This window comes from Cupriavidus basilensis (assembly GCF_000876015.1).
GTDB classification, from domain to species: Bacteria; Pseudomonadota; Gammaproteobacteria; order Burkholderiales; family Burkholderiaceae; genus Cupriavidus; species Cupriavidus basilensis_B.
Genome location: NZ_BBQM01000025.1, coordinates 17,328 through 29,692, shown reverse-complemented (window position 1 = coordinate 29,692; position 12,365 = coordinate 17,328). Strand labels below are relative to the sequence as shown.

Genomic DNA, 12,365 nt, shown 5'->3' with positions numbered 1-12,365 from the left:
TCCCCCGCTGGTGCGTCGTGCCATCCGCCGTCATCATCCCAGCCCTTCAGTCCCAATACGAGTCGGTGGCCGGCTCGTGAAACGCAGCCTCCAGCAGGCACTGGTTGTCCTCGGCGATGCGGTACATGTCATCGAGCAAAGCGGCAATCGCCTCTTCCAGTGAATCCCTGGATTCGTAGGGCACTGTCAGTTCGTACTGTGTGCCCTCGGTATTCAAGCGCTGCATGGCGTAGCGCTCGAAGCAGGTCTGCTCGATCAGCCGCCGGCCTCTCGTCAGCCCGCGCGATTGTGGGCTGAACCGGGCCAGCAACACTGTGACGCGCAGGATTGCCGATGGTGTTGCGAGCTCAGGCAGACGGGGCCTCTGGGCCTGTTCCTTGGTTTGCTCGGCCGGCGCGTGCATCGAAGGCGGTGGTGACCGATCCGCTCGATCTGCTGGGGCCAGTGTTGCGAGACCCGCCTCAAACCGGGCCTGAAGTGCGCTGCCGGAGGCATCCAGATAACGCATGGCCGATTTGACATCCTTCCAGCCCACGTACTCCATGAGTTCCTTGATGTCCCAACCGCTGGCGCGAGCCCAACCGGCAAATCCGCGACGCAGGGAGTGGCTGCTGTATGCCTCGGAAGCGGCGACCCCGGCCTCAGCCAAAAGGCTGCGCAACAATGGGATCAGGCTGTTGGCATGCAGCCCTTCTTGACCGATTCGCCCCCAGCGGTCGATCTTGCGAAACACCGGGCCTTGGGTCAGGCCGACCAGACTGACCCATGCCGTGAAAGCCGTCACAGGACACAGGCGGGACAGCGCCGGACATTTGTATACGCGGCCCAGCATCTGCCGATCGCCCTTGCTGCGGCTCAGGTAGCACGACAGCCCTTCGCCAGGCGAGACTTCCACGTTCTCCACCCGCAGGTTGACCAACTCGTCCGATCGAAATCCCCGCCAGAAACCCAGCAGCAGCAAACTGCGGTTGCGGGTGTGGCGAAGCAGCGCCAATCGGTCATCGCTGCGTTCTGCGTTGCCGATGGCCACCCCCAGCCATTGATCGATCTGCTGGACGACATCGATTTCAAGGGGGCGTGCCCGCTTTTCTGCAACCGAGTGAATGGAGCGAATGCCTTTGAGAACCTGGCGCACCAAGGGTGCCTTGGTCGGGTCTGCAAAACCATGGTCGATGTGCCAGCGCGAGAGCGCGGCGAGCCGCTGACGGAGGGTGCTGATCGCCAGCGTGGCCGCGTGGTCAGCCAGGTAACGGGAGGTTGCATCAGCGGTCGTTGGCAGCAAGCCTTTCCACTCCACCTCGAAATGGCGAATGGCTGCGGCATAGCTTCGACGCGTGTTGTCACGCTCGGCGGCCTCGACGTATCGGGAAATTTGGGACATATCGGAAGTCGCTTTTACTTCACCGGCAGGTCGCGAGCCGGGTTGGAATGCTGGTGTGCGATGGTTGGTATTGTGTCGCTCACCTCATGGCAAGCACCCCCAAACCACTCGTGATGATCACGACCCCCATGATTCTCTTTTGCCATCCGACTTTGTCATTGAACAAAAAAATGGAGAGAACTGCAGCGAGCACGATACCGGCGTTGGTGTACGACACGACCTCCGCCGCAGGCAACTGGCGCATGGCGTGGATAACCAAGGCGTAGGCGAGACCGATACAGGTTCCGCCAAGAGCCAGCGACGCGAGATCAATGCGCTGTGCCGGCACCCAACTGCGGGTGTGCCGATGCATGCGCAAGGTCATGCTGATCCAGGATGCCAGGTAGCCGACGGACAGAAAACCCACGAGCCCCATGAAGCTTGGGATGTGTTCGGTGGCCGCCTTGTCACTCAGGGAATAAACGCTTGTCGCCAACATGGCCAGCATGGCCCATCGGAATGCTCGTCGATCCGACCCCTGTTGAGCACTCGATGCCATGACGAGCAAGCCCAGCACGCTGATGCCAATGCCCAGCCAGGCAATGGGCGGGAGATTTTGACCGAAGAACAGCGTGCCCCAGATCGCAATGAAAAGAGGTGAACTGCGCACCAGAGGATAGACCAGTGCGACCGGTGCGTGCTCGTAGGCCCTGGCCAGACCGGAGAAATAAACCACATTCGCAGTGGCCGATACGATCAGTAGCAGCGTCATCTCCAGTGACCAAACGACGGTTGTCGCCAGCTCCCAGAACCCCCAGGGCGCAAACAGCACCAGATGGGCGAGCAACACCCACCACAGCGGGTTCGATTCCCTGGGCAAATGCCGTGCCATCAGGTTCCAGGTGACGTGCATGGCCACCGACAGGGCCAGTGCCAGCGGCGCGTTCATTGCGTTTGGGACGGTATGTCGGCCGTGCTGCCGTCCCGGGCCAGCCGGATATGACTTGCGACGCTCGGCGTCTCTTCCATCATCCAGTCGTCCAGCGCATGACCGGCATGGGTGAGCCAGGTGATGCGGGCACCAGATTCGATGGCACACCGATGTGCTTCGTCCCAATCGTTGTGGTTTTTCGGGGTCGGGTGCGGCGGATAGGAACAGTCGATGGCCATGTCAAAGTCGCCCCAGGCGCGCAGGAACTTGGCCGACTTCGGCGGCAAACCCAGGGTGTCTGTGAGGTAGGCGAAGCGTTGGCCCTGGGTGCCCTCGATGGCATAGCCCAGCGTGGGTTTGGAGTGAAGCAGCGGCAGGGGCGTCAGGCGCAGCGCCCCGACGGTGAAGGCCTCGAACTTGTGCACCGTCTCGAAGGCCAGTACACCAGGGTGCTTGAACAAATCGGCGCAGCCTTCGCTGTCTGGTGGGCCATAGACTGTGATGGGCGTCCCCTTACCCCAGCGCAGATGAAAGAGTCCCTGCACGTGGTCGGGGTGGTAGTGCGTGAGAACAATCGCGTCCAGGCTACCCGGCGCAAACCGTTCGTGAAGGTCCATCAGCCCGGCATCCAGTAGCACCCGGGTACCTCCGGATTCAATCAGGGCGCTGCAAGGGCGGCGGACGAAGTGTGGCTCGGTCCTTGCGCGTTCACAGGCCCGGCAGGTGCAACCGTAGAGCGGAACCCCGCCCGCAGCGCCCGTGCCCAGAAAACTCACACGCATACTGGCGCTCCTTGGGTGTGTTCTGCGATCAACCGGATCAGCGCTTCGCCGGCCACCTCGACGGGTCCGTTGTTCTGGATGAGCACACCGGGCACGGGCTGCAGGCGCAACGTTTCATGGCGGTGCAGGCGCTGCTCAATGGATTCGGCATCCTCGCGGCCACGGGCCAGCAGCCGATCACGCAGCACGGTGGTGGCCACGTCAATCGTCACCGGCAGCAGCTCCGGGTAACGTTGGCGGGCCTCGTCCAGGTATTCCCGCGAGCCGTTGATCACCACCGTGATGCCTTTGCCCAGCCACTGGTTGATCTCGATGCCGATTCCGTAATGCAGGCCGTGGCTGGACCAGTGCATGGCAAAGAGCTTGCCGTTCTGGCGAGCGGTGAATTCCTCCGTGGTCAAGGCCACATGGTTTTCGCCGCCTGCCGTTGCGGGTCGGGTGATGTAGCGATGGGCAAAACACACCCTGGGATCACCCGCCAGCTTCTGGCGGGCATGGCCCATGAGCGTGTCCTTGCCGCTGCCCGAGGCGCCGACCACGTAGATGAGGCGAGTTCGCATGTGCCAGTCCCTCTCAGGCGTGGTCAAAATGCGCGACCAGCGAAGCTTTACCGCCCGACCAGACCCGCTCGGCCTGTGGCAGTCCGCCCATGGTTTTGACCGCAATCAGGTCTGCGCGCTTGCCCACGGCGATCTCGCCCCGGTCGTGCAAACCTGCAGCACGAGCTGGGTTGCACGTGACGAGGGCCACAGCCTCGGCCAGGGGGATGCCGGCCAGATCGGGCAAGCGCATGACCGACGGCAACAGCGCCGCTGGCGAGTAGTCACCGCACAGGCAGTCGGCGACACCGGCCAGCACGGCATCGAGGGCACGCATGTTGCCCGACTGGGACTTGCCGCGCAGGATGTTGGGAGCGCCAAACAAGGTGGCCAGGCCTTGTGCACGGGCGGCCTGTGCCGTCTCCAGGTTCACCGGAAACTCCGACACCACAGCGCCCAGGGCCTTGACGGTCGCCACTTTCTGCGGGCTGTCGTCGTCGTGGCTGGCAATGGACACGCCGCACGCACGGGCCAGTTCCGCAAGCTGCTCCATGCGCCGCATGGCGCCCTGTGCGGCCCCGGCTTTGCGCGCCAGGATGTCGTCGATCTGCGCCTCATCGGTCTTGTAGGTCTTGGCCAGGTAGGCGCGGTACGCCTCGACATCGCGGAACTGACCCTGACCGGGGCTGTGATCCATGAAAGACATGAGGTGCGCATGACCGTCCTGCAGCAGCGCCGACAGCACCGGCGGCGCCGTTTCGTCCGTCACCTCGTAACGCACATGCACCCGGTTGTCGATCAGGGCATGGGCCTGCCAGTCGCCAATCGAACGGGCGATCTCGGCGGCGAAGGCGTTGTTGCGCACGCCCAGCTCGTGGTTGGCAAAGGACAGGGCATGAAACACCGTCGTGATGCCGGCCGCCGCATTGCGCTTGTCGGCCTGGGCACAGGCGAACTCCAGCGGGAAGTGCACGCCGGGCCGCGGCTCCACCTCTTTCTCCATTGCGTCGCAGTGCAGGTCGATCAGACCTGGCATCAGGGTGCGACCGCGCAGGTCGATCTCGGTGGCACCTGCGCTGCTGGCCGGGTCGATGGCTGTGATGGTGTCGCCTTCGATCAGGATGGCCACGTTGTCACGGACTTCGGTGGGGAACACCACGCGGGCATGGGTCAGCAAAATGGGATTCATGAGGCACAGGTCTCCAGCAATGCCGCCGCAGACACCGGGGGCGTGAGGGTTACGACGCGATCGGCCAGGCGTCGGACAAGTTCGGGGTCGTGGAAGATGGCCAGCATGGCCACGCCTTCGGCCTTGATGGACTTCAACAGCTCCACCACGCGGTCGGTGGTGGACGGGTCTAGGCTGGCCGTGGGTTCGTCAAGCAACAGCAGCCGAGGCCGGGCGATCAGCCCGCGTGCCAGGTTGACGCGCTGTTTCTCGCCGCCCGAGAAGGTGGCGGGTGGTACCGCCCACAAGCGTTCCGGCACGTTGAGCAGGGCCAGCAGTTCGCGCGCGCGCTCGGCAGCAGCTTCGCGCGGGCTGCCCCGCTGCACCAGCGGCTCGGCCACTACCTCGACCGCCGACTTGCGCGGTAGACAGTGCAGAAATTGGGTGACGAAACCCAGGTCCTGCTTGCGCAGCTCCAGCATGCGGTGTTCGCTGGCCTGGGCCAGATCGGTGATGGCACCGTTGGCGTCCCGGTAAAGGATGCGCCCACTGCTGGGCAGGTAGGTGCGGTAAATGGCCTTGAGCACCGACGATTTGCCGGCGCCGGTCGGGCCGATCAGCGCGGTCAGCTCGCCGGCAAACACCTCCAGTTGAACCTGTGCACACGACGGGATCAGTTTGTTCTGGTCGTGCAGCTGGAACTGTTTGGAGAGACCTTCGATTTTGAGGATGGCTTCTTGCATGATTCAGGTTTCCTCAGAGAGCCGACGCGACCAGGCGCTGGGTGTAGGCGTGCTGGGGGTCTTCGAGGATCTGGTCGGTCAGCCCGGACTCGATGACGCGGCCGTATTTCATGACGATCGTGCGTCCGGTCAGCAGGCGGATGACACCCAGATCGTGGGTGACCACGATCATGGCGGTGCCCAGCTCCTGCTGGATTTCCAGAATCAGGTCCAGGATGCGCGCCTGCACCGAAAGGTCCAGGCCGGTGGTGACCTCGTCGAGGTAGAGCAGCGGCGGCTGGGTGGCCAGTGCCTTGGCGATCTGCACGCGCTGCTGCATGCCGCCCGAGAACTTCTTGGGCGACTCGTCCATGCGTTCTGCCAACACCTCAGTGCGCGCCAACAAGCTGCGCGCCCGTTCGCGGATTTCGCCGTAGTGGGCCAGGTCGCTCATCAGCAGGCGCTCGGCAATGTTTCCGCCGGCCGAGACGTTGAAATTGAGTCCCAGATGCGGGTTCTGGTACACCATGCCAAAGCGGTGGTTGCGCAGCCAGCGCTGCTGCGCGGCGTTGAGCGCGAACATGTCCCACTGGCGCTCGCCGTCAAAAAACAGGGCTTCACCAGCGGTGGGCGCATCGTCGAAGAACAGCGTCTTGACCACGGTGGACTTGCCGCTGCCGGACTCGCCCATGATGCCGAGGATCTCGCCCTCGTGCAGGTCCAGGCTGATGTTGTGGCAGGCCACCACCGAGCCACAGTGTGGGCAGATGTTGGTGTCCATGTCGGGGCCAGTGCTCTCCAGGCAGAGTTCGCAACCCCGGCCGTGGATCTTGGTCAGTCCGCGTACTTCCAGAATTTTTTTCATACCGTGGTCTCCTGAGCTTGTTCAGCCTGGCGGGCCATACGGCTATTGCAAAAATCCGAGTCCGAGCAATGCCAGTGCTTGCCGCCATCGTCGGCAATGAGCTCGTCGAGGAAGCTGTCGGTGGCGCCGCACCGTTCGCAGGCGCGGCGCTGGCCGTGTTCGTTGGTGAAGTCTTCGGTGCGGAATGGCACGTCGTCGAACGCCAGCGGGTCGGCGCGGGTGTACGGCGGCACCGCATAGATTTTTTTCTCGCGCCCCGCACCCAGCAGGATCAGCGCCGGGCTCTGGTGCAACTGCGGCACGTCGTAGCGCGGGATCGGGCTGGGGTCGATCACATAGTGGCCGTTGATGCGCGTGGGGTAGCGGTGCGAGATGGTGATCTCGTCAAACTGCACGATGTCCTCGTACAGCTTGGTCAGCAGCCGCGAATAGTCGCCTTCGCCGTGCATGACCTTGCGTCGAGCCTCGGAGGGTTCCACCACCACCAGTGGGTCCGGATACGGCACTTGCAGGATCAACACCTGCGCTTCGGTCAGCGGCGTTTCCGGAATGCGGTGGCGCGACTGGATCAGAGTGGCATCAAGCGTGTGTTCTGTGGTGTCCACGCCCGGGCAGGTCAGTTCCACAAAGTGACGCAGGTTCACCGCGTTGACGGAGTCGTCCGCGCCCTGGTCGATCACCTTCAGGGTGTCGCCCTCGCCAATCAGCGACAGCGTAACCTGCAGACCGCCGGTGCCAAAGCCGCGCCCCATAGGCATTTCGCGTGAGGCATAGGGCGTCTGGTAACCGGGGATGCTGATCGCCTTGAGGATGGTGCGGCGCACCTCGCGCTTGGCGTATTCGTCCAGGAAGCCGAAGCTGTAGCCCGCCTCGTCCAGGGGCAGTTCGTAGCCCGGGTTCATGATGGCGCTCCTTCTTGGGTCGGTTGTGCGGTTGCCTTGTCCTGCGTGGTGCGCAGCCGGTCCATGTCGGACTGGAAGGTCACGTAGTGCGGCATCTTGTAGTGACTGGCAAAGCCCATCGAATCCACGCCATCGACGTGCAGCAGCACGAATTCCGGGTCTTCCGACGGGTTGCTGGGACCGTCGCGCATACCCTTTTGCAGGGCGCGGTCGAGGATGGCCATGGCGATGGCCTTGACTTCGTTGTGACCGAAACAGGCGCCATAGCCTAGGGTGAAAGTGGGTGGGCCGTCGGTAGCATCACCCTCAAACATGGCCACCACTTCGCATTCGGTCATCAGTACCTCACCGGCTTCGATGGGCTCGCCTGTCACCGGGTGCGGCAGCATCACCGGCACATAGCCCACGCGCAGCTCGGCGATGGTGGGGTGCACGTCGCCATAGCCACGCATGTTGGAATACGCAATCGCCAAGAGCGAGCCGGTTTCGGCGCGTGCCATGGTGGCCAGGGCCGCCGAACGCGGCACTGGGAAAACCAGCGGGTCGCGGGTGATGTCGAACGCCGCATGGGCGCGCCGGGTCAGCGGCGGCAGCAAGCCTTCGTCACGCAAGGCATCGACCACCTTGGGGAAGCTGTCGGGCAGGTCGGTGTCGGCCACGCCGTCCAGAAACCGCCGCGAGACCGCGCGAAAGTCCTCGGGCGACTCGTTGGCCAAATCCAGACGCATCAGGCGCAGCGCGTAGTCGGTGGTCGGGCCCAGCATCTGTCCGCCGGGGATGTCCTTGAAAGCGCTCGAAATCCGGCGGATTAGGCGCATGCGGCTCGTGTCCTGCACCGGCACATCCATCAGGCGTGGCTTGGTGGAGCGGTAGGCGCGCAGAGCGAACGCCGCTTCCAGTGTGTCGCCCTGCATCTGTTTGATGGCCAGAGCGGCCAGGCGTGGGTGGTAGAGGCCCCCTTCCGACACGACGCGCGATGTCAGCAACCGCAACTGCTGTTCGATGGCCGACAGCGTGAGCGGCGTACCCGCTGGCCCTTCGGCGCAGCGCAGGGCTTCGACGGCGGCTTCGGCACCGGCGATGGCCCGGCCACCGCCCTTGATGGCAACGTATCCCATCAGTGGGCTCCTTTGAGGTTGATGTGGGTGGTTCGGGGCAATACCGCGACCTCGTGCCCGCTCACCAGAATCAGGTCCACGCCCAGCGGGAAGTGGGCATTCCATTCGGACCGTTGCTTCCACCAGCCCGGATCGATGCCGCTGACCTGCAGCACCTGCTCGTGTTGAATACCCGGCCCGGTGAGCCGCAGATGGGGACCCTCACCGAAACGGGAGACGCGCATCACCACGGTCGCGCCTTGTTCGGGGTTTTCCAGCGATCCCAGGCGCGGCGTGGCCTCCAGCAAACGGTTGCCATCGGCCAGCACGAACTCGGCCGCCTCCACACTGGCCGAGCGCACGCCCAGTCGGCGCAGATCGTCGCTTGATAGCGCGTGCAGCGGATCGGCCAGCGCACAGGCGCTGTCCACCAGGGTGGTCAACACCAGCAGGAGCGCCGATTCAGCGCCATCGGCCAGTGGCACCACGCGGCCCGGATAGGAAAACGCGGTCATCAACTGGCGAAACGCCGTTTGCTGGCGCGGCGCTTGCCAGATGCGCCACGCGGCTTCTGCCGGTGCCGCCGCCATCCCAGTCTCATTCATCATCGTCCTCCTCGTTCGTTCCCAGCAGGGCAAAGTCCACCCGCGTGGCCGCGAGTAAGGCGCGGCGCTGGCGGCCTTGTTCCGCCACGGCGGTCGCACCCTGGGTGAGCAACCGCAGGGCCGCTTCACAACCTGGCATGCGGGCCGCCAGCACCGCGTCCAGGATGGCCATGGAACGGGCCACACCGGCACGGTCGTCCACCAGAATGGCCGCGCCTTCGATCGACTGCCCTTGGGTGGTCGTGACCCGCACATGCGCTTGTGCCAAGGGAATCTCACCGATGAAATAGGTATCGCCCAGGGCGCTGTCGGTCAGCGGCAGCAGGCCCAGACCGGATTGCGGCAACGCCAGGTCTTCGACCCGGTGCTGGCCCGCCAGATCGGCCGCCAGGGCCTTGACCGCTGCGGCCGGCAAGGCCGACCACAGCCGCAGCCACTGCGCACGATCCGGTGCTTCAGAAGTGTTTGTCATGTTGTTCCTTGTTGTCAGCGGTCGCCTCAGATCAGCTTGGCGCGGATGCGCGCCTGCAACTGGTCCAGCACGAACACAAAGACGAAGATCGCGATCAGGATGGTCATGACATGGCCGTACTGGAACATGTCAAAACGGCCCTTGAGTTCCTGGCCGATGCCGCCCGCGCCCACCAGACCGATGACGGTGGCCATGCGCAGGTTGCGGTCCAGGATGTAGGCGGTGTAGGCGATGTATTGCGGCAAGACCTGGGGGATGACGCCGTACCACAGCGTCTTGAGCTTGCCCGCGCCGATGGCCTCCAGCGCCTCTTGCGGCTTCTTGTCGGCGTTCTCGATGTCCTCGGCGTAGAACTTGCCCAGGAAGCCGGCCGCATGCAGGCCCAGCGCCAGCACGCCAGCGATGGGGCCAAAGCCGTAGGCCAGCACCAGGAACAAAGCGACGATGAGTTCCGGCGCTGAACGCAGCAGACTGATGGTGCCGCGGGCAGCGGTGTAGGTAAAACGGTTGGGGCTGTAGTTGCGGGCCGCGAAATACGCCAGGGGAATCGACACCAGCACCGACAGGATCGTGCCCCACAGCGCAATCTCCAGGGTCTCGATCATCTTGATGAAAACCGTCCAGACATAGCCGACCGGCTTGACCAGCACTTCGACGGTTTCCGTCGTGGCTTCCATCTTCAGCGTGTCCAGATTCATCTTCTGCTCGACGCGCTCCTGGGTCTCGATGTGCGAGAACAGGGGCAGCTTCTGGCGATCCAGGTCCTGAATCCGGCCCACCTCTTCGGTTTCTGCGATGGCGGGTGGCCACATGGCTTGACCGACGCGCGACAAGCCGCGCGCGACTTGTGAATCGTCAGCCAGGCCCACGGTCTTGGCCACGGCCTGTGCCGTCATGGCCACCATGCGGTCCATTTCGGTGCGTTGTCCGGTCACGAACAACAGCACCATGACGGCGATCAGCACCAGCAGATGTTTGGCGTTGTAGGGCGCGCTCAGGTGCCAGTGCAGTGCGGTGCCCTGGGGCGGCACGGGTATGGGGCGTGTGGATGTGGTCATCGCTTCGCCCCTCATGCCACAGCCAGACCGGCCACCGAGTGCTGCGCGTCGCTCTCGGCCGCTGGTGCATCTTCCCAGCGGGCACCCTGGTAAAGCGCATGCACGCGCTCGTCGGTGAATTCCGCTGGCGTGCCGTCGAAAACGACACGTCCGTCGCGCATGCCCACGATGCGGTCGCCAAACTCACGGGCCAGATCGACCTGGTGCAGGCTGCACAACACGGTTGCGTTGCGCTCGCGCGCAGCGTCGCGAATCAGGCTCAGGATGTCACGCGAGATCTTGGGGTCCAGGCTAGCCACCGGTTCGTCGGCCAGCACCACTTCGGGGTCCATCATGAAAGCGCGGGCAATGCCCACCCGCTGCTGCTGACCGCCCGACAAGTCGCCCGCACGGCGCTGGAGGTGTGTGGGTGACAAGCCGACGCGGTTGAGCAACTGGCAGGCTTTCTGGCGCTGCTCAGGCTTGAACCAGCCGGACAGGGCACGCAAGGTGGAGACCGTGGGCAACAGGCCGGACAGCACATTGGCCGCAACGCTCATGCGGTTGGTCAGGTTGAAGTGCTGGTGGATCATGGCCACGCGCTGGCGCAACGCGCGCTGCGTGGCAGTGTTGAATTCGATGCCGTCGATCAGCACCCGGCCCGAGGTCGGCCGCATGAGTCCGTTGACCGCGCGCAACAGCGTGGATTTGCCCGCACCCGAAGGGCCGAGGATCACGCAGAACTGGCCCTGCGGGATCTCCAGCGACACCTCGCTGATCGCCCGGGTGCCATCGGGCCAGATTTTTTGGAGAGATTCAAAGCGGATCATGTCGCTTCCTTTCTTTCATGCAGCAGCCCGACCCAGTGACCTGGGCCTGACTGTCGTGCACGGGGTGCTTGAGTAGCGCGGCGCTGCTTAGCGCGCGCTGGCCTTTTTCATGATGTCCTGCTTGACTGGGTCGGTGACCATCTCAAACAGCTTGCCGGCATTGGCCATGTCTTCTTCACTGACATTGGCGGTGTAGCCGTCCACCTTGCCACCACCGTAGCCGCGGATCTGGTCTTTGGTGATGCCGGGCAGTTTGTCGACGTTGTTGAACGCCTCGCGCAGCTTGGCCTTGACGGCACCATCTACCTTGGGGTGGATGGCCAGCGGCGGATAGGGAATGGCCGCACTCTTGATGATCACTTTGACCTTGGAGGGGTCGATCGCTTTGCCGTTGACGGCTTTTTCGAAGGAGTCGAACGACGCACCACCGGCATCGACCAGCCCCTCGGCCAAGGCCTTCAGCACATTGGCATGGCTGCCGGCCATGTTGATGGTGCCCAGATCACGCGCAGGCAGTACGCCACCGGCCATCATCATGGCCACTGGCACGGCAAAGCTGGAGGTGGAATTCACGTCGCCCAAGGCCACTTTTTTGCCTTTGAGGTCGGCGACGCTGTTGATACCACTGTCGGTGCGTGCGAACAGACCTGAGTAGTACACCGACTGGCCCTTGCTGACAGCCAGCGCCAGCAATTCGGAACAGCCTCGGCTCTTGGCTTGAAGGTAAGACAGCGGGCCGTACCAGGCAATGTCTGCCGCGCCGCTGCACATGGCCTCCACCACCGAACCGTAGCTCTGACCGACCTTGATGTCGAACTTCAGGCCCGTCGATTGTTCGATGGCCGAGAAAATGGGCTGGAAGTCCTTCTTGGTGCCGTCTTCGGTGCCGCCGTCGGCGGGCACCAAAATTACGCGCAGCGGCTTGGCGGCCGTGCCGTCGTTTTGTGCGGCCACGGCAGCAAACGGACTGGCCATCAGAGCCAGGCCGGTGGCCAACAGCATACGGCGGATGGATTGTTTCAGATACATTACAAAGGCTCATGTGAGTGGGAAGA

The 12,365-nt window shown here is 63.7% G+C and carries 14 protein-coding genes; all 14 read right to left on the bottom strand.

What is annotated here, in order from left to right:
- Positions 1-46: 46 nt before the first annotated feature.
- Positions 47-1,381 (bottom strand): site-specific integrase, encoded by a 1,335-nt coding sequence (locus KF708C_RS27465; RefSeq protein ID WP_003118403.1) that lies wholly within the window; start codon positions 1,379-1,381, stop codon positions 47-49.
- Between the two features lie 79 nt (positions 1,382-1,460).
- Positions 1,461-2,309 carry a DMT family transporter gene (locus tag KF708C_RS27460; RefSeq protein ID WP_023121731.1) on the bottom strand — a complete coding sequence of 283 codons (849 nt, stop codon included), beginning with the start codon at positions 2,307-2,309 and terminating at the stop codon, positions 1,461-1,463.
- Complete coding sequence (gene phnP, locus KF708C_RS27455) at positions 2,306-3,073, bottom strand: phosphonate metabolism protein PhnP (RefSeq protein WP_003118405.1); 768 nt, start codon at positions 3,071-3,073, stop codon at positions 2,306-2,308. Before phnP ends, KF708C_RS27460 begins: the two co-directional genes overlap by 4 nt.
- Positions 3,064-3,633 (bottom strand): phosphonate metabolism protein/1,5-bisphosphokinase (PRPP-forming) PhnN, encoded by a 570-nt coding sequence (gene phnN, locus KF708C_RS27450; RefSeq protein WP_003118406.1) that lies wholly within the window; start codon positions 3,631-3,633, stop codon positions 3,064-3,066. The genes phnP and phnN overlap by 10 nt, the downstream gene beginning before the upstream one ends.
- Before the next feature lie 13 nt (positions 3,634-3,646).
- On the bottom strand, positions 3,647-4,801 hold the full coding sequence (locus KF708C_RS27445) for an alpha-D-ribose 1-methylphosphonate 5-triphosphate diphosphatase (RefSeq protein WP_003118407.1): 1,155 nt from the start codon (positions 4,799-4,801) through the stop codon (positions 3,647-3,649).
- On the bottom strand, positions 4,798-5,523 hold the full coding sequence (gene phnL / locus KF708C_RS27440) for a phosphonate C-P lyase system protein PhnL (protein WP_003118408.1): 726 nt from the start codon (positions 5,521-5,523) through the stop codon (positions 4,798-4,800). Before phnL ends, KF708C_RS27445 begins: the two co-directional genes overlap by 4 nt.
- A gap of 13 nt (positions 5,524-5,536) precedes the next feature.
- Positions 5,537-6,367 (bottom strand): ATP-binding cassette domain-containing protein, encoded by an 831-nt coding sequence (locus KF708C_RS27435; RefSeq protein WP_034396209.1) that lies wholly within the window; start codon positions 6,365-6,367, stop codon positions 5,537-5,539.
- Positions 6,364-7,269, bottom strand: coding sequence for an alpha-D-ribose 1-methylphosphonate 5-phosphate C-P-lyase PhnJ (locus KF708C_RS27430; RefSeq protein WP_003118411.1), 906 nt, complete (start codon positions 7,267-7,269; stop codon positions 6,364-6,366). Before KF708C_RS27430 ends, KF708C_RS27435 begins: the two co-directional genes overlap by 4 nt.
- Positions 7,266-8,387 carry a carbon-phosphorus lyase complex subunit PhnI gene (locus KF708C_RS27425; RefSeq protein ID WP_034396212.1) on the bottom strand — a complete coding sequence of 374 codons (1,122 nt, stop codon included), beginning with the start codon at positions 8,385-8,387 and terminating at the stop codon, positions 7,266-7,268. Before KF708C_RS27425 ends, KF708C_RS27430 begins: the two co-directional genes overlap by 4 nt.
- Positions 8,387-8,974 carry a phosphonate C-P lyase system protein PhnH gene (phnH, locus tag KF708C_RS27420; protein ID WP_079263529.1) on the bottom strand — a complete coding sequence of 196 codons (588 nt, stop codon included), beginning with the start codon at positions 8,972-8,974 and terminating at the stop codon, positions 8,387-8,389. The genes KF708C_RS27425 and phnH overlap by 1 nt, the downstream gene beginning before the upstream one ends.
- Positions 8,964-9,443: a phosphonate C-P lyase system protein PhnG gene (gene phnG, locus KF708C_RS27415; protein ID WP_003118414.1), complete on the bottom strand. Its 480-nt coding sequence runs from the start codon at positions 9,441-9,443 to the stop codon at positions 8,964-8,966. The genes phnH and phnG overlap by 11 nt, the downstream gene beginning before the upstream one ends.
- Positions 9,444-9,469: 26 nt before the next feature.
- Positions 9,470-10,501: a phosphonate ABC transporter, permease protein PhnE gene (phnE, locus tag KF708C_RS27410; RefSeq protein WP_080747452.1), complete on the bottom strand. Its 1,032-nt coding sequence runs from the start codon at positions 10,499-10,501 to the stop codon at positions 9,470-9,472.
- Between the two features lie 11 nt (positions 10,502-10,512).
- Positions 10,513-11,310: a phosphonate ABC transporter ATP-binding protein gene (gene phnC / locus KF708C_RS27405; protein ID WP_034396216.1), complete on the bottom strand. Its 798-nt coding sequence runs from the start codon at positions 11,308-11,310 to the stop codon at positions 10,513-10,515.
- Positions 11,311-11,397: 87 nt separating this feature from the next.
- The gene (locus KF708C_RS27400) at positions 11,398-12,312 is read right to left on the bottom strand and encodes a phosphate/phosphite/phosphonate ABC transporter substrate-binding protein (RefSeq protein ID WP_423200970.1); all 915 of its coding nucleotides are present in this window, start codon (positions 12,310-12,312) and stop codon (positions 11,398-11,400) included.
- Between the last annotated feature and the right edge of the window lie 53 nt (positions 12,313-12,365).

Coding starts and splice junctions, on each gene's coding strand:
- phnL (WP_003118408.1), bottom strand. CDS start 5,523: ATGCAAGAAGCCATCCTCAAAATCGAAGGTCTCTCCAAACAGTTCCAG.
- phnE (WP_080747452.1), bottom strand. CDS start 10,501: ATGACCACATCCACACGCCCCATACCCGTGCCGCCCCAGGGCACCGCA.
- KF708C_RS27460 (WP_023121731.1), bottom strand. CDS start 2,309: ATGAACGCGCCGCTGGCACTGGCCCTGTCGGTGGCCATGCACGTCACC.
- phnH (WP_079263529.1), bottom strand. CDS start 8,974: ATGATGAATGAGACTGGGATGGCGGCGGCACCGGCAGAAGCCGCGTGG.
- phnP (WP_003118405.1), bottom strand. CDS start 3,073: ATGCGTGTGAGTTTTCTGGGCACGGGCGCTGCGGGCGGGGTTCCGCTC.
- phnC (WP_034396216.1), bottom strand. CDS start 11,310: ATGATCCGCTTTGAATCTCTCCAAAAAATCTGGCCCGATGGCACCCGG.
- phnG (WP_003118414.1), bottom strand. CDS start 9,443: ATGACAAACACTTCTGAAGCACCGGATCGTGCGCAGTGGCTGCGGCTG.
- KF708C_RS27445 (WP_003118407.1), bottom strand. CDS start 4,801: ATGAATCCCATTTTGCTGACCCATGCCCGCGTGGTGTTCCCCACCGAA.
- KF708C_RS27465 (WP_003118403.1), bottom strand. CDS start 1,381: ATGTCCCAAATTTCCCGATACGTCGAGGCCGCCGAGCGTGACAACACG.
- phnN (WP_003118406.1), bottom strand. CDS start 3,633: ATGCGAACTCGCCTCATCTACGTGGTCGGCGCCTCGGGCAGCGGCAAG.
- KF708C_RS27400 (WP_423200970.1), bottom strand. CDS start 12,312: ATGCTGTTGGCCACCGGCCTGGCTCTGATGGCCAGTCCGTTTGCTGCC.
- KF708C_RS27430 (WP_003118411.1), bottom strand. CDS start 7,269: ATGAACCCGGGCTACGAACTGCCCCTGGACGAGGCGGGCTACAGCTTC.
- KF708C_RS27425 (WP_034396212.1), bottom strand. CDS start 8,387: ATGGGATACGTTGCCATCAAGGGCGGTGGCCGGGCCATCGCCGGTGCC.
- KF708C_RS27435 (WP_034396209.1), bottom strand. CDS start 6,367: ATGAAAAAAATTCTGGAAGTACGCGGACTGACCAAGATCCACGGCCGG.